Source organism: Anditalea andensis (genome assembly GCF_000714815.1).
Classification (GTDB): domain Bacteria; phylum Bacteroidota; class Bacteroidia; order Cytophagales; family Cyclobacteriaceae; genus Anditalea; species Anditalea andensis.
Map to the genome: position 1 here is coordinate 256,477 of NZ_JMIH01000022.1, position 26,264 is coordinate 282,740.

26 protein-coding genes and 1 pseudogene are annotated in these 26,264 nt (G+C 39.9%); 8 read left to right on the forward strand and 19 right to left on the reverse strand.

The genetic code is table 11. From position 1 onward, the window contains the following. Positions 1 to 29: 29 nt before the first annotated feature. The 18 genes and pseudogenes from cobA to EL17_RS13995 form a co-directional block, all read right to left on the reverse strand. On the reverse strand, positions 30 to 809 hold the full coding sequence (gene cobA / locus EL17_RS13910) for a uroporphyrinogen-III C-methyltransferase (RefSeq protein ID WP_035075168.1): 780 nt from the start codon (positions 807 to 809) through the stop codon (positions 30 to 32). Further along, positions 806 to 2,905, reverse strand: coding sequence for a HEPN domain-containing protein (locus EL17_RS13915; RefSeq protein WP_035075170.1), 2,100 nt, complete (start codon positions 2,903 to 2,905; stop codon positions 806 to 808). Before EL17_RS13915 ends, cobA begins: the two co-directional genes overlap by 4 nt. 51 nt (positions 2,906 to 2,956) lie before the next feature. Then, complete coding sequence (locus EL17_RS13920) at positions 2,957 to 4,213, reverse strand: sulfate adenylyltransferase subunit 1 (protein WP_035075172.1); 1,257 nt, start codon at positions 4,211 to 4,213, stop codon at positions 2,957 to 2,959. A 52-nt stretch (positions 4,214 to 4,265) separates the two neighbouring features. Then, positions 4,266 to 5,165 carry a sulfate adenylyltransferase subunit CysD gene (cysD, locus tag EL17_RS13925; protein WP_035075175.1) on the reverse strand — a complete coding sequence of 300 codons (900 nt, stop codon included), beginning with the start codon at positions 5,163 to 5,165 and terminating at the stop codon, positions 4,266 to 4,268. A gap of 9 nt (positions 5,166 to 5,174) precedes the next feature. Next, positions 5,175 to 5,873, reverse strand: coding sequence for a phosphoadenylyl-sulfate reductase (locus tag EL17_RS13930; protein WP_035075178.1), 699 nt, complete (start codon positions 5,871 to 5,873; stop codon positions 5,175 to 5,177). Between the two features lie 233 nt (positions 5,874 to 6,106). Beyond that, positions 6,107 to 6,382, reverse strand: coding sequence for a DUF2061 domain-containing protein (locus tag EL17_RS13935; RefSeq protein ID WP_035075181.1), 276 nt, complete (start codon positions 6,380 to 6,382; stop codon positions 6,107 to 6,109). A 76-nt stretch (positions 6,383 to 6,458) separates the two neighbouring features. After that, on the reverse strand, positions 6,459 to 6,875 hold the full coding sequence (locus EL17_RS13940; RefSeq protein WP_035075184.1) for an RrF2 family transcriptional regulator: 417 nt from the start codon (positions 6,873 to 6,875) through the stop codon (positions 6,459 to 6,461). 124 nt (positions 6,876 to 6,999) lie between these two features. Next, positions 7,000 to 7,587, reverse strand: coding sequence for a porin family protein (locus tag EL17_RS13945; RefSeq protein WP_035075522.1), 588 nt, complete (start codon positions 7,585 to 7,587; stop codon positions 7,000 to 7,002). A gap of 269 nt (positions 7,588 to 7,856) precedes the next feature. Next, a complete protein-coding gene (locus EL17_RS13950; RefSeq protein ID WP_051720009.1) occupies positions 7,857 to 8,222 on the reverse strand; it encodes a response regulator in 366 nt (121 codons plus the stop codon). Positions 8,223 to 8,417: 195 nt separating this feature from the next. Continuing rightward, positions 8,418 to 9,807, reverse strand: a pseudogene (locus EL17_RS13955) (sodium-dependent transporter). A gap of 35 nt (positions 9,808 to 9,842) precedes the next feature. Further along, positions 9,843 to 10,784: an SDR family oxidoreductase gene (locus EL17_RS13960; protein ID WP_035075187.1), complete on the reverse strand. Its 942-nt coding sequence runs from the start codon at positions 10,782 to 10,784 to the stop codon at positions 9,843 to 9,845. Then, complete coding sequence (locus tag EL17_RS13965; protein WP_035075189.1) at positions 10,768 to 11,604, reverse strand: peptidylprolyl isomerase; 837 nt, start codon at positions 11,602 to 11,604, stop codon at positions 10,768 to 10,770. Before EL17_RS13965 ends, EL17_RS13960 begins: the two co-directional genes overlap by 17 nt. Positions 11,605 to 11,606: 2 nt before the next feature. Beyond that, positions 11,607 to 12,542: a hydroxymethylbilane synthase gene (gene hemC / locus EL17_RS13970; protein WP_035075192.1), complete on the reverse strand. Its 936-nt coding sequence runs from the start codon at positions 12,540 to 12,542 to the stop codon at positions 11,607 to 11,609. After that, positions 12,542 to 13,450 carry a 30S ribosomal protein S6--L-glutamate ligase gene (rimK, locus tag EL17_RS13975; protein ID WP_035075194.1) on the reverse strand — a complete coding sequence of 303 codons (909 nt, stop codon included), beginning with the start codon at positions 13,448 to 13,450 and terminating at the stop codon, positions 12,542 to 12,544. Before rimK ends, hemC begins: the two co-directional genes overlap by 1 nt. Next, positions 13,447 to 13,893, reverse strand: a complete 447-nt coding sequence (locus tag EL17_RS13980; protein WP_035075197.1) for an ATP-dependent zinc protease family protein — start codon at positions 13,891 to 13,893, stop codon at positions 13,447 to 13,449. Before EL17_RS13980 ends, rimK begins: the two co-directional genes overlap by 4 nt. Continuing rightward, complete coding sequence (locus EL17_RS13985; protein WP_035075200.1) at positions 13,890 to 15,026, reverse strand: DNA polymerase III subunit; 1,137 nt, start codon at positions 15,024 to 15,026, stop codon at positions 13,890 to 13,892. The genes EL17_RS13980 and EL17_RS13985 overlap by 4 nt, the downstream gene beginning before the upstream one ends. Before the next feature lie 21 nt (positions 15,027 to 15,047). After that, positions 15,048 to 16,247, reverse strand: a complete 1,200-nt coding sequence (locus EL17_RS13990; RefSeq protein WP_035075202.1) for a GlmU family protein — start codon at positions 16,245 to 16,247, stop codon at positions 15,048 to 15,050. Positions 16,248 to 16,320: 73 nt separating this feature from the next. After that, entirely contained in the window at positions 16,321 to 16,566 is a 246-nt protein-coding gene (locus tag EL17_RS13995; RefSeq protein ID WP_035075204.1) for a type B 50S ribosomal protein L31, read from the reverse strand. A gap of 190 nt (positions 16,567 to 16,756) precedes the next feature. Between EL17_RS13995 and EL17_RS14000 the strand changes: the two genes are divergently transcribed. From EL17_RS14000 to hemB, 8 genes are all read left to right on the forward strand, one after another. Further along, on the forward strand, positions 16,757 to 18,430 hold the full coding sequence (locus EL17_RS14000) for a hypothetical protein (RefSeq protein WP_035075206.1): 1,674 nt from the start codon (positions 16,757 to 16,759) through the stop codon (positions 18,428 to 18,430). Positions 18,431 to 18,581: 151 nt separating this feature from the next. Then, the gene (locus tag EL17_RS14005; RefSeq protein ID WP_035075209.1) at positions 18,582 to 18,971 is read left to right on the forward strand and encodes a DUF485 domain-containing protein; all 390 of its coding nucleotides are present in this window, start codon (positions 18,582 to 18,584) and stop codon (positions 18,969 to 18,971) included. A 75-nt stretch (positions 18,972 to 19,046) separates the two neighbouring features. Then, positions 19,047 to 20,585, forward strand: a complete 1,539-nt coding sequence (locus EL17_RS14010) for a YifB family Mg chelatase-like AAA ATPase (protein ID WP_035075212.1) — start codon at positions 19,047 to 19,049, stop codon at positions 20,583 to 20,585. A gap of 215 nt (positions 20,586 to 20,800) precedes the next feature. After that, positions 20,801 to 22,003: a porin gene (locus EL17_RS14015; protein WP_035075528.1), complete on the forward strand. Its 1,203-nt coding sequence runs from the start codon at positions 20,801 to 20,803 to the stop codon at positions 22,001 to 22,003. Between the two features lie 173 nt (positions 22,004 to 22,176). Then, complete coding sequence (locus EL17_RS14020; protein ID WP_051720010.1) at positions 22,177 to 22,872, forward strand: ABC transporter ATP-binding protein; 696 nt, start codon at positions 22,177 to 22,179, stop codon at positions 22,870 to 22,872. A gap of 19 nt (positions 22,873 to 22,891) precedes the next feature. Further along, positions 22,892 to 23,443 (forward strand): redoxin domain-containing protein, encoded by a 552-nt coding sequence (locus EL17_RS14025; RefSeq protein ID WP_035075216.1) that lies wholly within the window; start codon positions 22,892 to 22,894, stop codon positions 23,441 to 23,443. Positions 23,444 to 23,455: 12 nt separating this feature from the next. Next, a complete protein-coding gene (locus EL17_RS14030; protein WP_035075219.1) occupies positions 23,456 to 24,181 on the forward strand; it encodes a hypothetical protein in 726 nt (241 codons plus the stop codon). Positions 24,182 to 24,611: 430 nt separating this feature from the next. Beyond that, positions 24,612 to 25,580, forward strand: coding sequence for a porphobilinogen synthase (hemB, locus tag EL17_RS14035; protein WP_035075221.1), 969 nt, complete (start codon positions 24,612 to 24,614; stop codon positions 25,578 to 25,580). A gap of 240 nt (positions 25,581 to 25,820) precedes the next feature. Here the strand turns inward: hemB and EL17_RS14040 are convergent, their stop codons facing one another. Continuing rightward, entirely contained in the window at positions 25,821 to 26,195 is a 375-nt protein-coding gene (locus EL17_RS14040; RefSeq protein WP_035075224.1) for a co-chaperone GroES, read from the reverse strand. Between the last annotated feature and the right edge of the window lie 69 nt (positions 26,196 to 26,264).

A 26,264-nucleotide genomic window follows, 5' to 3' on the forward strand; every position in this document is an offset into this window, starting at 1 on the left:
TTTTCTTTAAAGGTGATTAGTTTATCTGTTCATGCAACCCTAGTTTCTGCGTAGGCTACTTCGCGGTAGACTTCCATTAGCCGTGGGCTTTCTTTCACCACTTCCCCTATGATAATGATGGCGGGAGTGCCTACCTTCGCTGCTTCGGCTTTTTCCTTAATATCATCTATCACACCTGCTACTATTTTCTCATCCCTAGTGGTACCACTTTGGATGATGGCGATGGGTGTGTCCCCCCGGTGTGCGGCGGTGAAAGAGTTTACTATTTGCTGCAGCTTATTTACACCCATCAGTACTACCACCGTAGCCGTGGACTGTGCCGCTAAGTATAGATCAGAAGACATCTTGCCTGAGGAAGTAGTCCCTGTGATTACCCAGAAGCTTTCAGAAATACCGCGCTTAGTCACTGGAATACCGGCAGCAGCGGGTACGGATATACTCGACGTAATACCCGGTACTACGGCAGTCTCTATACCAAACTGCTCAATATAATCAATTTCTTCCGCCCCCCTTCCAAAGACGAATGGATCACCACCTTTAAGCCTGACTACGTGACCATGTTTCTGTGCATGGTATACACAGAGCCTATTGGTTTCATCCTGCGGGTTTCTTTTACTGTTGTTCCTTTTGCCCACGTATATTTTCAGAGCAGAGTCGGGGGCATGGTCCAGTAGACGCTTATCTACCAGCGCATCATATAGCACCACATCCGCTTTTCCCAATGCCAATATGCCCTTAAAGGTGATCAATTCCGGGTCACCAGGCCCGGCACCTATTAATGTAACTTTTGGTTTTACTGTGTTTTTCATGCATTCACCTCCTTACCTCTATATTCATTCATATGCCTAAATACTTCCATCGCCTCTTTAAGATACGCTTGGGCAAAATTAGCACTAGGTTCATTGTCTTTCATTTGATAGGTGATCTCACTGAAAGTTTTTCCTAGGTTTAGTTTGGATGTACCTATAAAAGCCTCATCAAACTGGCTAATGATATTGGCATAAGAATTAGTACTGATGCCTTCTGATAGCAATAGGGCCTTGGCACCGTTTACTAATCCTGTGTAGGTTTGATATATGCTGTCAGCATATTTATTTTCTGCATAGCTGTCTTCAGCGTTGGCCAATTTTTCTCTGGCTTCTAGCAGAAGGGTGGATACGAGATCTATGACTACACCGGCGCACTCACCTACCCCTACTTCTTTTATATAGGTTTCATTGTTTCCCCAGTCTATAAAGTCTGATTCCACGATATCGTCAGTAGAAGATAGCGGTTTCAGAATGTCATAGAAGTACTTCTGTTCCATGTGGTCATAGTATTGGGGGAAAGTTTTTTCTGCTCCATTGGCTTCAAAATCATCTAACAGTACACGGAGTGCCTGAGGTCCTCTTTTGCTTGGGATTTTGATTACCTTATCTGCAAAGACTCCTTCTCCGTTGCCCAATATCCTTCCACCGAGCAGCACTTGAAGTGCAGGCACTACTGAGTCACCTACTTTTATAGACATGCCCTGAAATCCTATGGCAGCCATATTGTGCTGTCCACAGGCATTCATACATCCGGAGATTTTGATCGTGAGGTCTTTGTTGAAAAGATAGTCTGGATATTCTTCAATAATAACTTCCTCTAATACTTTAGCAATGCCGGTACTGCTGGCTATCCCCAAGTTACAGGTATCTGTTCCTGGACATGCGGTGATATCCCCTAGGCTATTGTATCCATGGTCTCCCATTCCTATTTTAGTCAGTTCCTGATAGAAGAATGGTATAAGTTCCTTCTTGACATCCCTGATCAATATGTTCTGCCTCAAGGTAAACCTGATTTCATTATTGGCATATTTCTTTACCAGATCAGCAAGCGCCCTTGCCTGATCCAGGTAAAAATCTCCGAGCAAAACTTTTATGCCTATACTTACAAATCCTTCTTGCTTTTGAGGAAGTACATTGGTGATCTTCCATTTTTCATACCCTAGACTGGTAGGTTCGTCTACTGCTGGTATTTGTGGATCTGGAAGGGTCTGTAGTGCTTCATAGCTGGCGTGGTCAATGGGATAAGACTTATGTGGCAATGATTTTTGCTCCTCCTTCACTAGGCCTAAAAATGCCTCTACTCCTATCTCTTTAACCAAAAACTTCATTCTGGCCTTAAGCCGTTTGGTTCTCTCTCCATGTCGGTCAAAAACTCTTAATACTCCCTCTATGAAAGGGATAAGTTGATCTACCTCCAAGAAATCCGTAATAGGATCCGCATGACGTGGTTGGGATCCTAATCCTCCACCTAACAATACTTTAAAACCCCTCTTTTCTAATCCATCTATGTTTTTTATTTTAGGAATAAAACCTAAGTCATGTAGGTAAGAAAGTGCTGAGTCATCATCACTGGAAGAAAAGGCCATTTTAAATTTTCTTCCCATTTCCTGACAGATAGGATTTCTAAGGAAATATTTAAATGTAGCTTCTGCATATGGCGTTACATCAAATGGCTCATTTGGGTCTACCCCAGCAGTTTCAGATGCCGTAACATTCCGTACTGTATTCCCGCAGGCTTCCCTGATGGTGACATCGTCCTTGGCCAGTTCCGCCCATAGCTCGGGAGTCCTGTCCAAACTTACAAAATGGATTTGAATGTCTTGTCGGGTAGTGATGTGAAGCCTGCCTATGGAATATTCTTCAGACACTTCACAGATTCTTTTAAGCTGCTCAGAGGTGGCTCTTCCATAGGGTAGTTTGATCCTCACCATCTGCACGCCGGGCTGTCGCTGTCCATAGACGCCACGTGCCAGTCTCAAGCTACGGAATTTTTCCTCATCGATCTGCCCGTTTCGGAAAAGGGCAATCTTTTTTTCTAATTCTAGTATATCTTTTTCTACTACCGGATTTTCTATTTCAGTACGGAAACTTTGCATGGTAGGTGGTTTAATAGGTTCTAAGTATGAGTATGTGGGATAAGTGCCGGCCTAATTTATAAAGCCGACACTTACCGTGTCTAAAGTAGCTTCGTCTATCAGGATAAAGCTGCCATTGTTTTTATTGTTTACATAGGAATCAAAGTGGATAGGTTTACTTAGCCTAAAATTAACTTTGCCGATATCATTCAGTGATAGCTTTTCTGTAGCCTCTTCTCCGCTAAAATCGGTATGGATTACACTCTCTATACTGTCCACTTTGGCCAGTACACTGTTAACTCCATGCTGTAAGATAAGCTTGGAACCTACGGTCAGGGGTTTTCTGTTTACCTGACAGATGATGGCCGACAGTTGTTTTTCGGATGTGGGGAGCTCATCTGATTTGACCAGCATATCGCCCCTGCTTACATTGACCTCATCTTCTAAAGTGATGGTGACTGAACTGCCTGGCAGGGCTTCATCATATTCTTGATCAAAAAACTCGATGGTTTTAATTCTGCTCTGAGTAAACGATGGCAATACCGTGATATCGTCGCCCACAGCTAATCTTCCGCCATGCAATTTTCCTGAAAAACCTCTAAAATCATGGTAGGAAGAAGTCTTTGGCCGGATCACATACTGCACCGCAAAACGAGCTGCTGTACTTTCCTGTAAGTCCGAAGGTTCCAATACCTCCAGATGATCTAGCAGGCTGTTTCCTACATACCAGGACATTTTTTCCGATTTCTGTGCGATATTGTCTCCATTAAGCGCACTGACTGGGATAAAAGAAATCTGATCGGAGGTATAATTACTTTTTTTGATAAGGACTTCAAAATCTTCTTTGATTTTTAAGTAGGTCTCTTCATCATACTCTACCAAATCCATTTTATTGATGGCAACTACTATATGACTCACCCTTAAAAGATTGTTGATAAAGAAGTGCCTATAGGTCTGCTCGATTACACCTTTTCTGGCATCTATCAGGATGATGGCCACCTGAGACGTAGATGCACCAGTGACCATGTTTCTGGTGTATTCCACATGACCTGGTGTATCTGCAATGATGTAATTGGCCTTTTCTGTAGAAAAATATATATGGGCTACATCTATAGTGATGCCCTGTTCACGTTCTGCTACCAGTCCATCTGTAGCAAGGGAGAAATCAAGGTAATCAAAACCTTTCTGCTTAGAATTACGCTGAATGGCTTCTATCTTATCAGTGGTCAAAGAATTGGTGTCGTATAACAGTCTGCCTATTAGCGTACTTTTGCCATCATCTACTGAGCCTGCGGTTGCTATTTTAATAAGTTTTCTATTATCTGTCATGGCTGGAAGGTCTTTATTTCAATAATTTATAAATCAATTGTATCAGAGGTAATTAAAAATATCCCACTTTTTTACGGTTTTCCATGGCTGACTCCGATCTTTTATCATCTATCCGGGCGCCTCTTTCAGATATAGTGGAGGCTCTTATCTCTTCTACTACTGCATCAAGTGTTTCTGCCTGAGAAAAAACAGCTGCTGTACAGGTCATATCCCCTACTGTTCTGAACCTCACCATTTCTTCCAAAACCTGTTCATGCTGTTCTCGGTAAACATGTTCATTGGCTGTCCAGATCATACCGTCTCTCATAAACACTTCGCGTTTATGGGCAAAGTAAATAGATGGTATTTTTATCTTTTCTGTTTTGATATATTCCCACACATCCAGTTCCGTCCAATTGGAAATAGGAAAAACCCTTACATTCTGTCCTTGATGGATCCTTCCATTCAGCATATCAAATAATTCTGGTCGCTGGTTTTTTTCGTCCCATTGGCCGAAATCATCCCGAACAGAAAAGATTCTTTCCTTTGCCCGGGCCTTTTCTTCGTCTCTTCTGGCACCACCTATACAGGCATCAAATTTAAACTCCTCTATAGCATCCAATAAGGTGGTGGTCTGCAGAGTGTTTCGGCTGGAGTACCTTCCTTTTTCTTCTCTTACTTTTCCCTGGTCTATAGCGTCCTGTACATTTCTTACGATTAGTTCAAGGCCTAGCTCCGCCACTAATTGATCTCGGAATTCAATTGTTTCCGGAAAATTATGCCCTGTATCTATATGAAGAAGAGGAAAGGGAATTCGCGCAGGATAAAAAGCTTTTTGAGCCAATCTGACCAAGGTAATTGAATCCTTGCCACCGGAAAAAAGTAATACAGGTTTTTCAAACTGTGCCGCTACTTCACGTATGATGTGGATGGATTCTGCTTCTTTTGGATTTGGTATGAATATGTTGCTCATTTTATTAGATTATTTTATATGTAAACCACATTCTTTTTTTGAATCTTCCCACCACCATCTTCCGGCACGAGGGTTTTCCCCGGGGGCTATTGCTCTGGTACAGGGGGCGCAGCCTATGCTGATAAAGCCTTTGTCATGAAGCGGGTTATAGGGGATTTTGTTGGTTTGGATATATTCCAGCATTGCATCATATGACCAGTCCAAAAGTGGATTGTATTTAATGACTTTATTGCTATCATCCCATTCCAGCTTATGCATCTGACTGCGGTTTGCATTTTGATCAGCCCTAAGTCCGGTTACCCATATCACCGCTCCCTGTAATGCTCTTTTAAGAGGTTCCACTTTTCTTACATAACAGCAGTTTTTTCTGTTTTCGGTTGAATCATAGAATCCATTTATACCTTGGGCGCTTACCAGATTTTCTACGGATGAAGTATTGGGGTAGTATAGTTTTATGCGTGTCTTATATTTATGTTCTGTACGGGCCAGTAGGTCAAGTGTCTCCGGAAATAGTCTGCCGGTGTCAAGTGAAAATATACGGATGTCTAATTTCTGCGTTGCGATCATCTCTGTGATGACCTGATCTTCCTGACCCAATGATGAGGAAAAAACAACATCTCCGGGAAAGAGTTCACTTAAATACTTTAACCCCTCAGCAGGGGAGAGGGTATCGATGACCGGTGCTATTGCTTCAATGTTTTTTTTCATCTGTTTATAATTTGTTTTTCAAAGGGCAGATGTAATCTCGCATTTTAAAATTCCTCCCAGAGTGTGACATTTTTTGAATGTTCGATGCTCTTTTTATAATTGGAGCTCAATGGCCATAACTTTGCCTCTACTGTAAGGTCTGGATGAAAACCTGAACATTTTGCCTGTTTGGTATCATAGCATGAGGTTATTCCGTTTTGTATTTCATCTGTGCCTACCTGTTTTACCAGATCCTAACGGTAATCTTCTTCAGTATCTGCTTCTATCTTTACCTTGGTCATTTTTTCCCAGGCTCTTTCATGTAGATAATACAAAAGTATTTTGCTGACCACTTCCACTGAGCCTATTGAAATCGCCATAGAAAGCTGCCCCGTTATAATATATGATATGATGATAGTGTCAATTGTACCCACAATTCTCCACGATACGGATTTAACAAAACTCTTAATGTTTGTGTCTTCTCCAGTGCGGTCTACAAACCACTTTTTGATGGGTTGATCTAAAATCATAGCTAAAATCGACAATGTTGAATCTGTAAAAGTATACAAATCCTATAAAAAAGATAGGGTTTGTGTAAATTTTTTTTTATTCTTTTTCGAGTATATCAGCTAAGGTTTTGTTTTCCAGTACATTAAGCATTTCGTCTCTCACTTTGATCATCACTTTATTTAACCCACATGTAGCTTCATCTTTACATTCTATACACGGTTCGTAATAATTTATGCTGACACATGGGACCAGTGCTATCGGACCGTCCAATAGGCGTATTATCTTGGATAATGCCACATCTTTAGGGTCTTTGATCAAGTAATAACCTCCTCCTTTTCCTTTTTTGCTGCCTAATATTCCGGCCTTCTTCAGTTCAAGTAATATGTTTTCTAGAAATTTATGAGATATGCCGTAAGCCTCGGATATGTCTTGTATCAAGGCAGGCTTTTTATTACCCACTTTTCCTAAAAATGTCAATGCGTGAAAAGCGTACTTGGTTTTTTTGGATAGCATGTTACAAAAATATAAATTTTATTTACTCCAGGCCGGAATTTCCTGTATAAGTAAATAGAAAAGCTATAATGTTAAAAAAAAGCCCCTTATGAAAAGAGGCTTTTTAGCATTGAGTTTCTGGTTCCTAAAATAACCTGATACCCAGTGATAGGATAATTTGGTTTTGTCTCTGGTCAGTTTGAAATCCCGCTATACTTTCTGCCGTTCTGCCCAAGGGACCTTCATATTTTAGATCAAGTATCAAATTGGCGATATCCAATCCTATTCCGGCTTGATAGCCTATTGTAGAAGTGTTGTAATCAGGGTCTATAATATTGTCCACGTTATCTTTGAGTTCTGAACTGAGCATGAAATTGGCTACCGGACCAGCCTGTATGCGGAAGATGTTAGCCAATTTTAAACCCAGCATTACCGGAACATCCAGCCTATTAAAAGATGCGGCATAAGTTACCCTGTTATTGCCGTCCATCCGGCTTATTTCACCACCTGTATTGGTATATAGTACTTCAGGCTGGATAAAGAAAGTATTTCCCCCCATTCTGATAAAGCCCCCAAGATGGTAACCTATCCTGCTGTCACCGCTGGTATATCCATTTCCGCTGACATTGACATTGCCCTGACTAATCCCTAATTTAGGTCCAATGGAGAATTCCTGAGCCTGTACGCTGCCTAAAGTGAATAGGGCGATCACTGCTATAAATAATTTTTTCATGATTTTTATATGGTATAATTTGAATCTAGTATCTCTCTTTTTCTCTTTGACAGGAGCATGAGGTCCTAATTTGATCATCAATACAACGATAGTAAGCGAAAAAAGATGCTTTATAAAGAAAAAAAATTAAATATTTTTAACAAAAAGACATTTTGAATGACGGAATTTCTTCTATTAAACTGCGTTTTGTCTTATCATATGGTGAAATCATATGAAGGTTATTTATTTCAAACAATATAAAGGATTTACCGGGAAAGCTTGATTTTAAATTAATCTTTTAAGGTTAAACTTTTGATCGTGGTTACAATTTTCTCTACCTCAAAAGGTTTTGAAAATAGGGCATCAAATTTTTTTGATGATTTTGCTTTCATGTGCTCCAAGTTTCCTTGGGTAAAACCGATGATAGGAGTAGATTTGAGAATAGGATGTGCTTTTATTTCTTCCAAAAGTTCAATTCCATTCATTTTTGGCATCATGATATCGGTCATGATAATGTCAAAATTAATATCCTCAACCAATATTTTCATAGCCTCTATACCGTCTTTAGCTAAGGTTACCTGATATTGGTTCTTTTCTAGTAGTTTTTTTAGAATAAAACGATTAATTTCTTCGTCTTCAACTATCAAAATCTTCATAAATCTATATTATAAGCCTGTTTCACGTAAAATATACCACTTGTAAAAAGTTATTTTTTAAACATAAATAATAAAATGGTAAAAATAAAAGGTGGTTTAAGTTTTATATCTAAAAAGTTTTGCATTGAAGAAAAATATACAAAAGGACCTAAAAAAGTCCTTTTGTATATGTTAATAATCATAAATTACTTTAGATCAGCCACCTTCCCCTGGTTGGCCTAATAATCCTACCATATTTAAAAGTACCAAAAGTATTACCACTGGGCATACTATTCTAATAAAAAACACCCATAGTTTTCTTAGGACACCTTTAAAGATGGGTGACCCGAGTTCGATTTCATCTGCATATGCTTTTATTTTAGATACCCACCCAGTATATAGACTCAGCATAAGACAGATCACGACTACTGCTAATGTGCCAAAGAAAAAGTCCATCATATCAAAGAATCCTGATTTGATGATTCCAAAGAAATTGATCGTCATGGTATTGAATACATTGCCTTCAATAGAAGATAATGCGGATGGAATAGACAAAAGCATAGCCGCGCCGCCTATGATCCATGTAGCTTTTTTGCGGCTCCATTTTTTTTCATCTATAAAATAGGATACAGGAACTTCTAGCATAGAGATACTGGATGTAAGAGCAGCTACCAGCAGCAATAGAAAAAATAATGCCCCTATAAAATTACCTCCTGGCATCGCATCAAAAACCTTTGGAAGCACATCGAATACCAAAGCTGGCCCTCCTGCGGGATCCTTTCCCGGTAATAAAGCAAACAGCGCAGGGAATATCATCAGTCCGCCAAGCAGTGCTACGGCACTATCCATACCTGCTATCCAGGTAGAAGATTGTACTATATTGTTAGATTTGGGAAGGTAAGAACCGTAGGTGATCATCAGGCCCCAGCCCACTGACATGGAGAAAAATGCCTGTCCCAATGCTGCCAGGACTACTTCCCCGTTAATTTTAGAAAAATCTGGCTCTAAGTAATATCTAATTCCTTCTTCAGCTCCTTCTAAGGTCACAGCTCAGCCAGCTATAAAAAGGATAATAAGAAACAGAACAGGCATAAGAAATTTTGCAGCTTTTTCTATACCGCCGGATATTCCACCCAATACTATGCCTATGGTCATCAATAAAAACATGAAGCATAACGGAACCACATACATAGGAGTGTCTTGAAACTCCGAAAAATCTATAGGAATATCAATCAGCTCTGTGAAAATATAACCTATGGTCCAACCTGCAATAACAGAGTAATAACTCAAAACGCAAAAGCAGACTAATATACAGAGCCCGCCAGCACTCTGCCAAAACTTGCTTCCCCCCTGTGGTTCTGATAGCTCCGATAGGATTTTTGCCCGATCTTCGACCTAACGCTATTTCATTTAATAAAAGCGGTAATCCTATTAGTAAAACACAAATGATATATACAAAAACAAAGGCTCCCCCGCCATTCTCACCAGTGATGTAAGGAAACCTCCAAATATTACCTAATCCAACCGCAGAACCTGCTGCAGCCATAATAAATCCAAAACTAGAGCCCCATTGGCCTCTATCTGGAGTATCAGAACTCATTGCCATAAAATTTTATATAGATTTTGTTTCAAATTGATAATTCAATTTTTGTAAGAATGAGCTAATTTAAGTTGTTTTGCTAAAATACCAATTCCTTCTGTAAAACTTTTCGGCCTAAAATCCAATTCCCGTATGGCTTTGTCTATAATTAATCCAGTTTTTAAAGGCCTTTTGCCTTTATGTTCCAAGCTAGAGGAGGGGACATTCACTATACAGGACTGATCCAAACCGAAATACTTGGCCGTTAAAACAGCCATTTGATAAGGAGTGATCCTGTCAGGGCCACTTACATTAAATATTCCGTAAGCTTTAACCATTGCGATTTTGATAATGCCATCTGCCAGGTCTTCCGCCAAAGTAGGGGATCTGAACTGGTCGTCTACCACCTGGATTGTTTTGCCTGCTTCGAGTGATGATTTTACCCAAAGGATCAGATTGGATCTGCTCATGTCATGTGATATGCCGTATACCAGCACTGTCCTGACTATGGACCATTTAGATAAGGATGAATTCATGATCGCCTTTTCTGCCAGTAACTTTGAACTACCATAGTAATTGACCGGATTTCCCGTAGCTTCTTCAGTATATGGCCCATCTTCTCCACCAAAAATAAAATCTGTAGAAACAAAGATTAAATGAGCATCTATTGACTGACAGGCCTTTAAGATCAATGATGTAGCTTCTACGTTTTGTTTATAACATTCGGCTTGGTTAACTTCGCAATCATCTACCTGTGTCATAGCTCCAGCATGAATTACGGTGGTAGGTTGAAATTGACGAAAAATTTCTCCGATTGCTTTAGGGCTGGTATGGTCCATTTCCATGTATCTGAAACCAGACCATACTGATGGCAGCCGGCTCCGGCCTTTTCCGGTAGCCAATATCTCACAATCCGCATGGCGTATCAGTTGACGAACTAACTTCTGCCCCAAAAGTCCATTGGCCCCAGTGATCAGTATTCTATAGTTAGTGGGCATATTCATAGCCGTAGTCTTTTGTGATCCGGCTTTTCGCTATTTTATCCACCTTTACCTTCATATAAACAGGTTCTCTAGGTCTATCGGATCGGTCGGTGGGTTCAGCAGCTATTTTATCCAGTACCTCTAATCCCTCTACTACCTTTCCAAAAACGGTATAGGCATTATCCAAATGGGGTGTGCCCCCGACCGTGGTGTATTGATCTATTTGTTGTTGGGTGAGTTTTTTATCTAGATTGGTGTTAAAAAACCTTTCCATTTCTTCTTTATGAGAGAGCATCAGTTGGTTGATGCCATTAAAATCACCAAATTCATATAGCTGTCGGTAATTTTCCTGAAGAGGTTTATTACTTTCCAACTGCGTATACCTCATAAAGGATTCCTGAAGCCTTTTCATATCAGTGGTCAACTCCAGTCGGTCATAAACTCTTCCCTGCACGATATAAAACTGCGTACCACTGGATCTACGGTTGGGGTTAATGTTATCCCCCTGTCTTGCAGCCGCTATATTTCCTTTTGCATGGATCCTGTCTTCCTGAATTTCGGCAGCGACGGTATATTGCTGGTCCTGAGGGGTATTATCCTTTGAAAATACATCACCCCCCTGAATCATGAAATTTTCTATTACGCGCTGAAATTCGGTAGAATCATACCGGTTGCTTTGGGCCAGGTCTATAAAGTTTTGCTTATGCTGGGGTGTATCATCAAAAAGCACTGCATACATGTTACCATGCCTGGTCTCTATGGTAATCAGATAATCTTTTTCTGTAGCACATCCGGCCACCAATAGGACCATAGCCATAAGCTGAAATAATCGTAAAGGCATGATTAATTTTTGATTATAGATTTTATTTCTTTTAATATTCTGTCCCCACCGGCATTCAGTACTTTTTCGGCCAGCATTTGACCAATTTTCTCAGCTTCATATTTACTGCCTCTAACTTTTTGTATGATTCTTTCGGTGCCGTCAAGGCTAACTATTCCGCCTTTAAGTTGCAAATCTTCTCCTGCTACTTCAGCTAAACCATATACGGGTATACTGCATCCTCCTTCCAGAATCCTTAGGTAGCTCCTTTCGGCAGCTAAACGGAAACCGGTATCTGAATGGTGACAGGCTAAAACAATCTTTTCTTTCACATAAGGGTCCATCCCAGTGGATGATTCAATAGCTATGCTACCTTGACCTACGGCTGGAGTGAATTCATCCAATGAGAGTTCGTATCTGATCATCTCATCATAATTCATACGGTGAGCTCCTGCATAGGCCAAAAGCAGTGCATCACATACTCCACTTTCCATTTTGGCTATACGGGTTTGTAGGTTGCCTCTTACCTCCACTGTTTTGATGTGGGGGTAAAAATGTTTAAGTGTAGCCACTCTTCTGGTGGAAGATGTTCCAAGTAAAAGAGGAAGGTCAGGGTTTTGATAATCTATATCTTTTCTATGACTAAGAATAATATCGTTGACTTTTTCCCTTTCAGTAAATGCGATGATCTCAAATCCTAAGGGAAGTGACGACTGCATATCTTTCGCACTGTGTACGGCGATATCTATTCGGCCATCGGCCAACTGCTCTTCCAGTTCTTCTGTAAATACACCTTTACTGCCGATTTTAGCTATCGAAACATCCAGGACTTTATCTCCTTTGGTTTCAATGATCACGATTTTGCTTTCAAGACCTGTTTTTTTTAAAAGGTCTGCTACATGATAGGCTTGGTATAGGGCTAACTTACTCCCTCTGGTACCGATTTTTATGGGTTCCATTATTCTTTTATTTTCCGTGCACTATTTTTCTTGCCAGCAAATTCCTCAATATATTCTATGATTTTACCCGCTATATTGATTCCGGTGGCTTTTTCTATACCTTCTAATCCAGGAGAACTGTTTACTTCCAGGATAAGTGGACCTCTGTCAGATTGAAGCATGTCCACACCTGCCACTGCCAAACCAAGGGCTTTAGCTGCACCTAATGCCGCCTGCTTTTCCGATTTGGACAATTTTATGAGTTCTGCTTTTCCACCGCGGTGAAGGTTGGACCTGAATTCACCTTCTGCCCCTTGTCGCTTCATAGCTCCTACCACCTTACCATTAACAATAAAGGCACGGATATCTGCGCCTTTTGCTTCTTTGATAAATTCCTGTACGATGATCCTGGCCTTCAGCCCATGAAAGGCCTCTATGACTGACTGCCCCGCTTTCTTGGTCTCTGCAAGTACCACTCCCAATCCTTGCGTTCCTTCGAGCAATTTGATGATAAGCGGTGCTCCGCCCACATGCTCTACAATCTGCTTTTCACCACCTTTAGAAAAATTAGTGAAAGCTGTTTTGGGCATGCCCAACCCAGCTTTGGATAGGATCTGTAGACTTCGAAGCTTATCCCTACTCCTGACGATCGCCTGCGATTCTACTGCAGAGAATACACCCATAAGTTCAAACTGACGAACTACAGCCGTACCATAAAAAGTAACAGATGCACCAATCCTAGGAATGATGGCATCTATGTCCGTTAACTTCTCCCCTTTGTATATAATAGAAGGTCCTTCCTGCTCTATGATGAGGTCGCATAAAGAATGATCTACGATTATGCCTGTATGCCCAGCTTCCTGGACTGCCTGCAGTAATCTTTTAGTGGAGTATAAATGTGAATTTCTGGATAATATAGCGACTTTCATGTATTGGGGTTTTTAAAGTTTTTAGAAAGATTTACCTGATCTATATCGACTAAAAACTTACCTTTTAAAGTCTTTCTTCCTATTAGAATGGCATTTCTCATTTTTGACCTGTCGGACAAGGTGAATTCGGCTTCAAATTCTTCGCCAAACATACTCACTATTGTATTCACTTTATATCGAATCTCGGCGACACCGAAAGAATTTTTAACTTTTTTTTGAGTATAATTCGCTGTTTTTATCAGCCGGTCTTTATATTTAATATGTCCGGGAGCCAAAACTTTGAATTCAAGGATGCTTATTCCATCTACTGTCTTTTCTTGTACATATTCGCAGTGGATAGAACTGGTATAGGCACCTGTATCTATTTTCCCAGATATCATGTGTAACCCCCATTCTGGAAGGGTGATTTTTTCTCTTCGGCCTATAATTCTTTTTTCTTTCATATATTTTTGTTTCTCAGCACCCTGGCTATTCCTAAAGACAGGTCAGTAAAGATGATTTTGGCACTGGCGTTTCTTTCCAAATGATAAAAAGCCTGATTTAATAGATCATATATCCGGATGATCTTTTCTTCGGTTAAGGCTTTTAAGGAAAAATTCTCAATAAATGCTCTGTCTGAGGCTGCGGTTCTCATCAGTCCGTCCAACTGGCTTCTTTTTAGCAGACTCTCTCTTAATACCGTCAGACCAGTTAGGAATAGTGCTTTTTGCGCTTCTTTGTCTATTGAAGCAAACTCCTCGCTCATGGTGAGTATTGGATTAATTTCTAATCCAAAGCAAATTCTCATCCAATCCCTGAATTTGACCGTATTTTCATCCTGTATCTGGTCTGCCAGTTGAAAAGCCTCTCTCATGCTGCCATCTGCCAAGGGGGCAATTTGGGCAGCAGCTTCGGGTGTGCTGATGCCCGAAGCAATAAAGTGATCTTTAATCTCCTCATCCCGAAAAGCCCTTACCAATACTTTCTGTGTCCTTGACAATATGGTAGTGAGCAATTTGTCCGGCTGGTTAGAAACCATGAGAAAAAGGGTTCTCTCAGGCGGTTCTTCCAGGATCTTGAGTATAGCATTAGCAGCAGTTACATGCATATATTCAGGAAACCAAATGAGCATGATTTTGTATCCCCCTTCAAAAGACTTTAAAGACAGTGTCTTTATAATCTGTTTTGCTGCATTTTTAGAAATGTTAAGCTGCTTGCCGTCAAAACCATTGTGATAGTTCCAGTCAGAGAGGTTGCCATAGGGTGAGCTAAGGACGAATGAGCGCCAGGGTGAAAGGATATCCACCTTTTTCTTATTATCATCATCTGAAATCAGGCTGCCGGGAACAGGGAAAGTGTAGCCTACATCTGGATGGATCAGTTTTCCCATCTTTAAGCAGGAATCACATTTTCCGCAAGCATCTTCCTCCTCTGGCTTTTGGCAGTTGACGTAGGTAGCCAGGGCCAAGGCCATGGCCAGATTGGCGGATCCTTCCGGACCGTGAAATAGAAGGGCATGGGCAAGGTGATTGGTTTGGATAGCCTTGATCAGCCTTTCCTTGGTTTCCCTTAATCCGGGGATGGATGAAAATAACATCTATAATGGTTTCAGTAAATCTTATAATCCTTTATCCCAGATCCTGTAAGTTTTTGTCAGTTCATAGACTTTTTGCAGGATGGCTTTTTCTGTTTCATCAAATGAGTGCCCGCGGCGTTCCATTACCTTTTCTGCCACTTCTTCAAATTTCCGAAACTGAAAGGTAGAAAAGCCGGCTGCTCCTCCCCAGGAGAAGGAAGGTACGAAATTTCTTGGAAATCCATCTCCAAATACATTGGCACCCACTCCTACCACAGTCCCGGTATTAAACATGGTGTTGATACCACACTTGGCATGGTCAGCCATCATGAGGCCGCAAAACTGAAGTCCTGTATTGGCAAATCCGCCTCTGGTATATTCCCAAAGTTTGACGGAAGCATAATTGTTTTTAAGATTAGAAGTGTTGGTATCTGCTCCCATATTACACCATTCTCCTATGACTGAGTTCCCCATAAATCCGTCATGGCCTTTATTGCTATATCCGAAAATAACAGAATTTGATACTTCACCGCCTACTTTACTGTAGGGGCCTATGGTGGTATCACCCCTCATTTTGGCACCCATGTTTACAGTAGATCCCTCGCATAGCGCAAAGGGCCCTTTGATCAGTGCCCCTTCTTGGATACTGGCATTTTTACCTATATATATAGGCCCATCTTCGGCATTCAGTACTGCTGCCCTGATGTGGGCGCCTTTTTCTACAAAGATATTTTCCTCTTTATAACAGATGGTGTGTTTATCAGCGATGCCTTCAGATGTTCTGTTTTTAGTTAGAAGACTGAAATCCGTTCTTATTTCAGCCGCATTGTGCTGAAAGATATGCCAGTTTTTACTGATTAACCTGTAATCGTTTTTAAACTGTTCAGTAGATTTTCCCTTGATGGCCTCTATAGAAAAACTCTTGGGATCTTCTATACGTGCGGCTAGTAAGGTCTGATCGTGCCATAGAGACTGTCCTTTTTCGAGCTTTTTGATATTATTGACCAATATATCATTGGGACATAAGGCACCGTTGATGAACAGGGATGGTGTATTTTTGAATGAATATTTGTCCCGTAGGTAATCTTGGGTGTAATATCCTGCCTGGACATCCCAGTACTTTTCCCATTTTTCGGCAATAGTCATTATGCCTACTCGGATAGCTGCTACCGGTCTGGTAAAAGTAAAGGGCAATAGGTTACCCCTCAGGGCGGGATCGTCAAATAATATTAAATTATCCATAGCTACAAAAATAAAAAAGTCTTTCGGAAAACAAGTTTCGAAAGACTTTTAAACTCTTTATAGAGAAAAGATTTTAGTTCTTTTTGTATCGTCTGTTGAATTTTTCAACTCTACCAGCAGTATCCAAAAGCATTTTCTTACCAGTATAGAAAGGGTGCGAATGTGAACTTACTTCTATTTTGTAAACCGGATATTCTTTACCGTCTTCCCAGGTGATCGTCTCATTCGTTTCGATCGTAGACCTGGTGATAAATTTATATTCGCTAGAGGTGTCGTAAAATACAACATCTCTGTAGTTAGGATGAATGTCTTTTTTCATGGTATTACCTATTTATAATTATCTCTTTTTCAAATTGGAGCACAAAGTTATTCTTTTTTATAAACTCGTCCAAATCTTTAACGATGAATTATTTAAGCTGCAGGAACGGAACTTTATTATTTTATGGTAAATTTAAGATAAATTGCTATATTTCTGATAAGGTATTTGGACTTTTATAAAACATTGAGATATGAAATTTTTTTCTCTACTGCTGTTTTTATTCCTTGGTATGGTAGCAAATGTACGTGCGCAAAGTGCATATCTACCTATAGATAGAGATTATTATCATATCATAGACAGGTACGTGATAAAATGCGGTCCTTTTTCAGATATGGTTTCCACGGGAATAAAACCTTACCGTAGGGATCATGTCGCTGAGTTTCTTGATAGCCTTTCCAAAAATATATTAAACTTTACCTCAGTGGATCGATTTAATATCTCTTATTTAAAAGATGATAACTGGGAATTTTCAAAGGCCGAGACGAGGGGTAACGAGAATGTATTATGGGGTCTTTACCGGAAACCTGCTGATTTTTATCACTTTAGGGATAAACATTTTGATTTTCATCTTAATCCTGTCATATCTTTTGGGGCAGGTCAGGAGTATGGAGTGGAAAACAGGCGTTTTCGCAACACGCGCGGCCTGCAAATGAGAGGAAGCATAGATAGGAAAATCGGTTTTTATACTTATTTATCCATGAATGAAGTCAGATTCCCCTCCTGGCTAGATGCCTACATCCAGCATAAGGGTGCCATACCGGGGGAAGGTTTCTGGAAGCCTTATTCTCAAGAAGGGTATAGCTATTTTTCAGCATTAGGGCATATCAGTTTTCCGGTGACCAAACATATTAATGCCCAAATGGGGCACGACCGTAATTTTGTAGGAGAAGGATACAGATCTTTGATTTTATCTGATTTTTCCAACCCATATATGTTTTTAAAACTCAATACAAAAATCTGGAGATTATACCTGACCAACTTATGGGGGCAAATGACTGCCGATGTGGTATATAACAGAGGGAGACCTACAGATGCCCGTTATCCTCAGAAGTGGTTTTCCCACCATCGATTAGCTTTTGACTTTGGCCACAAGGTGAATATAGGTGTTTTCGAATCTGTAATGGCCAATAGCTGGGACTGGAATTATTTAAATCCAGTCGTCTTTTACCGATGGGTAGAACATGGCCTCGGCTCCCCTGACAAAGTGATGCTGGGCACAGATGTAAAATGGAATATAGTACCCTCTATGCAGTTATACGGGCAGTTTGTACTGGATGAATTTTTATTTAATGAATTTTTTGGTTTAGATGGTAAGTATTCCCGTCGAAACAAACATGCCCTGCAGCTGGGATACAAATATATAGAGGTATTTGATTTACCAAATTTAGATATACAATTGGAATATAATCATGCGAGACCATATACCTATCAAGAGAAATTTGAATATAGTGCTTTCACCAATTATAGAACTCCTTTGACACATCCTCGTGGAGCTAATTTTAGGGAAGTATTGACGATCATCAGGTATCAGCCTATTTCCAGATTACAACTAAATGCTGCAGGAGTTTATCATTATTTTGGCAAGGACCCTTCCGTTCAAGAAAATTATGGTGGAGATTTACATAAAAACCATAATTTTCTGAATACCGGTATGGGATTATTCGGGCACCGGATAGGACAGGGTGTAAAACACCAGGTAGGGATAGCTTCATTTAACGCTTCCTATATGGTGAAGCATAATTTTTACTTAGATATCAGCCGGGTCCACAGAAGGCATATAGAAATGAATAGGTCCAGTCAAGCCATAAATTATACTCAAATGGGTATTCGGCTGAATATACTAAGGCACGAATATCACTTATAGAAAGTTGAAAACAATTAGCACGGTTATTGAACATCTATACTAGATATTACTTACCGGCTATTTTTTAAAGAAGTATGGGTTTAAACTTTTGTAATAATCAAGAGTTTAATATATAATTTAAGTTGGATGATTAAATAAGAATAATTAAGCTATGAAACAGATAAATACAATATTTCAACTTTTAGTGGCAGTTTTTTTTGCTATTGCATTGATATTTTTCCTTGCTTTTGATACTATCAAAGATACATTAGGTATCAGAGAGCTGACAGCCGGCACCGTGGTGGTATGGATATTAGTAGGCTTGGTCTTATATTTAATTTCATGGGCATTGGATAATGTATATATCAATGGGTTAAAGAAAGATATCCGGCGATTGGAATTAGACAAAAATGAGTTAAAAGCAAAATTATATGATATTGAGCAGGGATCAAAAATCTCCACTTCAGCGGAAAGGCCTACTGAAAAACTTCGAGATAGAAATGATAGCCTGGCTGATGAGAAGGAAAGTTCCAAAATAAAACCAAGACAGAACTATAAGTAGGAGAATATTTTTTTAATAATGATTATATTAGGAGACCGAAAAGGTTTCCTTTTTTTATCTTTAAACTAAACTAAAATGGTAGCAAAGACTTTTGGAAGTGCTGTTTCAGGTGTAGATGCCAAGGTAATAACAATAGAAGTAAATGTGGGGCAGGGTACAAAATTTTTTTTAGTGGGACTCCCGGATTCTGCAGTTAAAGAAAGTCAGCAAAGGGTAGAATCCTCACTGAAATACTTTGGATACCGTATGCCTCGGCAAAAGGTGGTAGTCAATTTAGCTCCTGCAGACATCCGTAAAGAAGGATCTTCTTATGATCTTCCTATTGCATTGGGCATACTTCAAAGCTCTGAACAGGTGGTACTTCCAACTTTATCCGAATACATTATCATGGGAGAGCTGTCTCTGGACGGAGAGCTACGTCCTGTCAAAGGGGTGCTCCCCATAGCCATAGAGGCTAGGAAAAAAGGATTTAAGGGATTTATATTACCTAATTTTAATGCTGCTGAGGCTTCTATAGTTAACAATCTTGATATTATAGGGGTAGATACACTCGAAGAAGCCATTCTTTACCTGGAAGGCAAGCTGGAGATAAAGCCTACGGTGACGGATACGAGAGATATTTTTTATAATTCATTGGATCTTTATGAATTTGATTTTTCCGATGTACAGGGACAGGAGAATATAAAGCGCGCTATGGAGATTGCCGCGGCTGGAGGACATAACGTGATTATGATAGGTCCACCGGGTGCGGGTAAGACCATGTTGGCAAAAAGACTTCCATCTATCCTGCCGCCATTGACCCTTCAGGAAGCACTTGAAACTACCAAAATTCATTCTGTAGCCGGTAAACTCAATTCAAATGCTGCCCTCATCGCCCAGAGGCCTTTCCGATCTCCACATCACACCATCAGTGATGTGGCTTTGGTAGGGGGAGGTGGAAATCCACAGCCTGGGGAAATATCGCTATCCCATAATGGTGTACTGTTTTTAGATGAGTTGCCTGAATTTAAAAGGACGGTGCTTGAAGTCATGAGGCAGCCACTGGAAGAGCGGAAGGTCACAATTTCGAGGGCTAAAGTATCAGTGGATTATCCGGCAAATTTTATGTTGATCGCCAGCATGAATCCATGCCCATGCGGATATTATAACCATCCTGAAAAAGAATGTGTCTGTGGTCCCGGCATTGTGCAGCGTTATCTTAACAAAATAAGCGGCCCACTGCTGGACAGGATTGACTTACATGTAGAGGTGACTCCGGTAAAGTTCGAGGAAATGACATCTCTAAGAAAGGCAGAATCCAGTACCAATATCAGAGATAAGGTCATAATAGGACGGAATAAGCAAACAGAAAGATTTAAAGGTAATCCAGAAATTTATTGCAATGCGATGATGCCATCCCACATGGTTAAAGAAGTATGTCAGATCAATGAAGCTGGGAAGGCCTTATTAAAGACAGCTATGGAAAGACTAGGGCTCTCTGCTCGAGCGTATGACCGGATACTCAAAGTATCCAGGACCATAGCTGATCTAGCGAATAGTGATGAAATAAGGGTAGAGCATCTGGCAGAAGCGATCCAGTACAGAAGCTTGGACAGAGAAGGGTGGGCCGGCTGATGTTAAGACATTGTTAAGCTATAAAGTGGTATTTATGTGATTGAAGGGACATTACAATGTGTTTACGTTCCTTTTTGTTAATTTTTTGTTTTCATATTTTTTAAAATATTACCAAGTAGTAATTTTTTGATAACCTGAAGTTCATCATTAGAATACATTGCCTCCCCAACTTTGTCATGCTGTACAATTATTATTTCAAAAAAACCAATTCTGGTATGCGAATTAAAATCGCTGTTGTCATGATTGGCTTGGTCATGGCTTTTTCTGATGTTTTTGCAAGGGACGCTCAGAAAGATTCTACAAGCTCAGAAAATGTAGTAGTGGAAAAAAAGCAATGGTTCCAATCGATCCAGATGAGGGGCTATGCCCAGATGAGATATAATGGATTACAATCCAATCCTGATCTTAGATGTGTGCAGTGTGACAGGTCTTGGGGCGGGAATGAGGAGTTTTTCTTCCGACGGATCCGAATGATCTTCTATGGTCAGGTGCATGAAAAGGTTTATTTTTATTTCCAGCCGGATTTTGCTTCAGGAGGAAATAATTTTGCACAGATTAGGGATATGTACTTTGACCTTGCTTTGGATGATAAGCAGGAGTTCAGATTAAGGGTAGGCCAATCAAAGGTCCCATTTGGCTTTGAGAACATGCAAAGCAGCCAAAACCGGCTACCTCTTGATCGGAATGACGGTCTGAACAGTGCCGTGGCAAATGAAAGGGATATAGGTGTATTCTTTTATTATGCACCGGAAGAAATCCGTAGGCGATTCAGTTACTTAGTTTCCAGTGGCCTCAAAGGTTCCGGTGATTATGGAATGTTTGGAATAGGCCTGTATAATGGTCAGACTGCCAATCAGCCGGAGATGAACGATAACTTTCACGTGGCCACCAGGTTCACCTATCCTTTTGAATTAAATTCAGGACAGATCATAGAAGGATCGATTCAAGGGTACACTGGTGATTTTGTTATCAACAGAACGCCACAGACAGATCTTGATCAGACAGAGTTCAGGGAATATCGTTATGGGGCCAGCTTTATTCTATACCCACAGCCATTTGGCCTTCAGGCTGAATACAATATGGGACGCGGACCCGAATTCAATCCGGAAACTATGAATGTGGAAGATGCTCCTCTAGAAGGTGGGTATGTGATGGCTTCATATTATCTGAAAAAAGGTAAAGATCTCTTTATACCCTTTACTAGATACCAATATTATAAGGGTGGTAAAAAACATGAGCTCGATGCTACACGACATAGGGTCAAAGAACTGGAGATAGGTGTAGAGTGGCAGCCCAACCGTAATTTTGAGCTCGTAGCCATGTATACGATGTCTGACAGGACTTTCGAAAATTTTACCAATCCAAATAACAGACAAAAGGGTACCTTGTTAAGGTTACAGGCTCAGGTGAATTTCTAAATCAAGTAATTAAGGTTAATAATAATGGAAAGAGCAAAGACTAAAGTTTTTGCTTTTTTTGTGTTTAATCTATGTATAATGAATCTATGGTTTTATAATCAAAAAGGTTTAAGTGGATATAACAGGATACCTAAAATATTTTTCTTAATTTCCCCTTGCATAATATTCAAAAAATGTCCCAAATCGTACTTAGAACCGTTCAGCTTACCAAAAAATACGGTAGCCAGTCCGCTGTAGATAATATCAGCTTCACAGTGGAAGAAGGGCAGATCCTCGGGGTGATAGGTCCCAACGGAAGCGGAAAGACTACCCTTTTCAGCATGCTATTGGGATTGAGAAAACCTTCCTCGGGGAGTATGGAGATCTTTGGTAAGAATAATCCTGAAGAGGTGAGAAAGGAAATGGCCGCCATTATGGATCAGGCAAATTTCTATCTGCGGATCTCGGCTAGGGAAAACCTCACCATCTCTGCTTTGACCAAAGGGGTACCATTAGACAGGGTAGATCCATTACTTTTTGATGTGGGTCTGGAGCATACTGGTAATAAAGCTTTCCAGAGTTTTAGTTATGGCATGATGAAGAGGTTGGAAATAGCAGATGCCCTGCTCACAGATCCAAAGCTCATCATCATGGATGAACCTACTAATGGTCTGGATCCTGAAGGGATACTATTTATACGACAATTGATTCTAGATCTCAAGGCAAAGGGAAAAACTGTGATTATTTCCAGTCATTATCTCGATGAGATAGAAAAAGTATGTACCCACTTTTTGATACTGGGAAATGGAAAGTGTATTTTCCATGGTTCTAAGGAAGCTGTGAAAGAGAATTACGAAACGCTGGAATCGGCATTTGTGAAGAGATTGTAAATAAATGAAAGGGTAAATTATGAAAATGATATTCACATTACTTTTTTCATTTAGCTTAATCCTGCCGGCATACCTGTATCTAGTTAATACCGATGATTTAGCAGAGGATAAAACTGAGCTATATTTAATAGAAGATGTTAGAGCTCAGCTGAATATCATGTTAAAGTTGGAAGATAAGCTAGAAGATAGTGAAATAGTGGTATTGAACCTTTGGGGGACCTGGTGTCAACCCTGTGTCGGGGAAATACCGCAGCTTAATGCTATTGCTAAGGATTATTCAGATAAGGGTTTACGTTTTCTTGCGTTTTCTGACGAGGATCCTGCGAAGTTGAAGAAATTCAATTTTGACAACTTCAAAAAGAGAAGGCCGGACTTAATATTTAATTATGAGCAATTTTTTGGCTATAGGGAAGTGACCTCTTATATCAAATCTTTGAATACGCAATATGAAGGTAATCCTGTTCCTATTCTCTTAAATTTGGATGGTTCTAAAGGGAAGGTGCTGATAGGTGCTTCTGAGGCTTATGATAAGATTATTAGAGATTTTTTAGAAAGCGAGATTAAAAATTAATATAGTTTATTTATGACTTTAAAACAACATTATCAAATAGAGATATATAAACTCAGACGGCCGGATTTTTACCTCTATGCCTTTTTAGTTATAGCTGCCTTTTTATTATTGCCAATAGTTCAAAAATCCTTTACGAGGGTAGATGTTAAAATGTTAGAACTAATAGAATCTGCCGGAAGACTGGGCAGCATATTTTTGGTTTATGGACTTATGGTAGCCTTGCCTAGAGAATTTTACAATAATGTAAACAGAAAAAGGATTTTGAACGGATACTCCAGACAGGATCTTTTCATCAGCCAAATGGTTACTGTTTCCTTATATATTGGCTTTATAATTCTTATCATTTTGGTAGTGATACCTGTACATTGGTTGTTTGGAAGCCTAAGTTTTGGGGAGTATGCAGAAGGTGTGGCTTTCTATAAGGTGATAGGGAGTTTTCTTGCATTAGTGTGCTATGGGATATTGGGATCTTTTCTGGGTGTGATTACAGGCAAACCTCATTGGGCTATTCTGATCTATTGGGGCTGGGGTTTGGTGGAGTTAGCCGGTAGGTTTATGGATATGTATAATATGTCACAGGGCAGAGCAGAGATCTATAAATACTTTATGCCTTTAAATATGTTTTCACAGGTCCAAGCCTATCAGTTGCAGGAAGTGGGACTTTTGGCAGCATTAGTTTTATTCTTAGCGCTGTTTCAGGGCTTGTCTCTTTTCAAATTTCTTAAGGCTGATTTTTAGATGAAATTACTTACGGCATCAGGCATGACAGAAGTATCACGCTTAGATGCCTTGATAACGGTCTGATCTGCGGTGCGAGAGTCCATCATACCTCTTAAAATAAATTAAAAAAGATGAAAAAAGCGATGGTATTAATATTGATTGTAAGTTCAATAGTTTTCTTACTTGGTTTCATTCTTATCAGATCCGAAGGCTATAAAGAAAATCCACCTCAGGATAATGTGGAGTTCCATTATGAGAGGAGGGAGTTTTGAAAAAGCAAAACTGAAAATAATACTTAAAATATGAGTTTGGATAAGAGGAGATTTAATGATTTGACATCATTAGATACTGGATGATTACTAGTGGTTCCTATTTCATCGGTAATCGGTCAGTGGACATCTGACAAATTTTTTTCCTACCTTTGTGCCCATAAACCTAGATCCAGATGATGTACAGAAGACCGCGCAGAAACAGAAAATCAAGTGTAATCAGAGGTATGGTGGAAGAAACCAGACTATCTACCAAAGACTTTATATTCCCACTTTTCTTACTCGGAGGTAAAAATCAGAAAACGGAGGTGAAATCTATGCCTGGTATTTTTAGGTTTTCTACTGATTTGATGCTGAAGGAAGTGGAGAGTTGTATGGAGTTAGGTATCAATGCCTTCGATATTTTTCCAGCTTATACTGAGGACCAAAAGGACAAATATGCTACAGAGAGCCATAATCCCGAAACTTTTTACCTAAAAGCCATCCAAAAAATCAAGGAAACTTTCCCCGAAGCCTGTATCATGACAGATGTGGCTATGGATCCCTATAGCTCAGACGGACATGATGGACTGGTGAAAGATGGTAAAATTCTGAACGATGAGACGCTTGAGATCCTTGGAAAAATGGCGGTGGCTCAGGCACAGGCGGGTGCCGATATCATAGGACCTTCTGATATGATGGATGGACGTGTGGGATATCTTAGGGAACAACTGGATGATCATGGTTATACTGATGTTTCCATTATGTCTTATACTGCCAAATATGCCAGTGCTTTTTACGGACCCTTTAGAGAAGCATTGGATTCTGCACCTAAAATGGGGGATAAAAAAACCTACCAGATGGATCCTGCCAACCTCTATGAAGCCATGATCGAAGCTGATCTGGATACCGAAGAAGGAGCCGATTTCCTGATGGTAAAGCCGGCTTTGGCCTATCTGGATGTCATCAGGCTTTTAAAGGATAATTATAATGTTCCTATAGCTGCATATAATGTCAGCGGGGAATATTCTATGATCAAAGCTTCTGCCGAGAGGGGATGGCTAGATGGAGAGAGGGCCATGTTAGAGTCCTTGCTCAGTATCAAAAGGTCAGGGGCAAATGTGATTTTGAGTTATTTTGCAAAAGAATTTGCTTTGTTGCAAAAATAATAAGGGAAGTGATATAGTTAAGTTTTTTATTGGATAATAAAGCAAATGCAGGTTAAATTATTAAAATTTAACCTGCATTTGCTTTTTTTGGATAAGTAGTAAATTCTCTTTGCTCACATAAATTTATAAGGACAAGACATAAATTGGTTATTGGTGCCATTCCTGATAGGTTTGGTAGCTAATAGGAAGCATCTTTCCAGAGGCAAGGTCCTATCAAGGTATTTGTTTTTGGATACTATTTTACAATTCCTCTTCCCTCTCCAGCATCAACACTGCCTGCTGGGAGACAATGTAAAATTTCTCTCCCTCATACACTATTTCATGTGCCCCGTTCAATAGAAACAGCGCCAAATCACCCTCTTTTGCCTGAAGGGGGATATAGGAAATTCTTTCTTCCTGTTTTTTCCATGGTTCGTTTTCTTCGGAATGGATGGGCAAGGGATATCCCGGGCCAACTTTGATGATATAACCCTGCTGAACCTGTTCTTTTTCTTTTACTCCTGGCGGAAGATACAGCCCACTTGAAGTCTTTTCATCCGCTTTTTTAAGCTTGATCAAAACCCGATCACCTACGATGATGATCTTTTTTAATTTATTTTCAGCTGTTAAATGCATATTGTTAGAAATTAATAAGGTACCAAAACAAATAGGTCAGGATTTTCAACAAATTGAAAAGCTCCTTTC

Bases quoted from the DNA above. Each gene is read 5' to 3' on its own strand.
- EL17_RS14030 (WP_035075219.1), top strand. From the start codon at position 23,456: ATGACTTTAAAACAACATTATCAAATAGAGATATATAAACTCAGACGG.
- EL17_RS14000 (WP_035075206.1), top strand. From the start codon at position 16,757: ATGAAATTTTTTTCTCTACTGCTGTTTTTATTCCTTGGTATGGTAGCA.
- hemB (WP_035075221.1), top strand. From the start codon at position 24,612: ATGTACAGAAGACCGCGCAGAAACAGAAAATCAAGTGTAATCAGAGGT.
- EL17_RS14040 (WP_035075224.1), bottom strand. From the start codon at position 26,195: ATGCATTTAACAGCTGAAAATAAATTAAAAAAGATCATCATCGTAGGT.
- EL17_RS14010 (WP_035075212.1), top strand. From the start codon at position 19,047: ATGGTAGCAAAGACTTTTGGAAGTGCTGTTTCAGGTGTAGATGCCAAG.
- EL17_RS13940 (WP_035075184.1), bottom strand. From the start codon at position 6,875: ATGCTATCCAAAAAAACCAAGTACGCTTTTCACGCATTGACATTTTTA.
- rimK (WP_035075194.1), bottom strand. From the start codon at position 13,450: ATGAAAGTCGCTATATTATCCAGAAATTCACATTTATACTCCACTAAA.
- EL17_RS13950 (WP_051720009.1), bottom strand. From the start codon at position 8,222: ATGAAGATTTTGATAGTTGAAGACGAAGAAATTAATCGTTTTATTCTA.
- EL17_RS14005 (WP_035075209.1), top strand. From the start codon at position 18,582: ATGAAACAGATAAATACAATATTTCAACTTTTAGTGGCAGTTTTTTTT.
- EL17_RS13935 (WP_035075181.1), bottom strand. From the start codon at position 6,382: ATGATTTTAGATCAACCCATCAAAAAGTGGTTTGTAGACCGCACTGGA.
- cobA (WP_035075168.1), bottom strand. From the start codon at position 809: ATGAAAAACACAGTAAAACCAAAAGTTACATTAATAGGTGCCGGGCCT.
- EL17_RS13930 (WP_035075178.1), bottom strand. From the start codon at position 5,873: ATGAAAAAAAACATTGAAGCAATAGCACCGGTCATCGATACCCTCTCC.
- EL17_RS13960 (WP_035075187.1), bottom strand. From the start codon at position 10,784: ATGAATATGCCCACTAACTATAGAATACTGATCACTGGGGCCAATGGA.
- EL17_RS13980 (WP_035075197.1), bottom strand. From the start codon at position 13,893: ATGAAAGAAAAAAGAATTATAGGCCGAAGAGAAAAAATCACCCTTCCA.
- EL17_RS13985 (WP_035075200.1), bottom strand. From the start codon at position 15,026: ATGTTATTTTCATCCATCCCCGGATTAAGGGAAACCAAGGAAAGGCTG.
- EL17_RS13920 (WP_035075172.1), bottom strand. From the start codon at position 4,213: ATGACAGATAATAGAAAACTTATTAAAATAGCAACCGCAGGCTCAGTA.
- EL17_RS13995 (WP_035075204.1), bottom strand. From the start codon at position 16,566: ATGAAAAAAGACATTCATCCTAACTACAGAGATGTTGTATTTTACGAC.
- EL17_RS14025 (WP_035075216.1), top strand. From the start codon at position 22,892: ATGAAAATGATATTCACATTACTTTTTTCATTTAGCTTAATCCTGCCG.
- EL17_RS13945 (WP_035075522.1), bottom strand. From the start codon at position 7,587: ATGAAAAAATTATTTATAGCAGTGATCGCCCTATTCACTTTAGGCAGC.
- EL17_RS14020 (WP_051720010.1), top strand. From the start codon at position 22,177: ATGTCCCAAATCGTACTTAGAACCGTTCAGCTTACCAAAAAATACGGT.
- EL17_RS13915 (WP_035075170.1), bottom strand. From the start codon at position 2,905: ATGCAAAGTTTCCGTACTGAAATAGAAAATCCGGTAGTAGAAAAAGAT.
- hemC (WP_035075192.1), bottom strand. From the start codon at position 12,542: ATGGAACCCATAAAAATCGGTACCAGAGGGAGTAAGTTAGCCCTATAC.
- EL17_RS13965 (WP_035075189.1), bottom strand. From the start codon at position 11,604: ATGCCTTTACGATTATTTCAGCTTATGGCTATGGTCCTATTGGTGGCC.
- EL17_RS13990 (WP_035075202.1), bottom strand. From the start codon at position 16,247: ATGGATAATTTAATATTATTTGACGATCCCGCCCTGAGGGGTAACCTA.
- cysD (WP_035075175.1), bottom strand. From the start codon at position 5,165: ATGAGCAACATATTCATACCAAATCCAAAAGAAGCAGAATCCATCCAC.
- EL17_RS14015 (WP_035075528.1), top strand. From the start codon at position 20,801: ATGCGAATTAAAATCGCTGTTGTCATGATTGGCTTGGTCATGGCTTTT.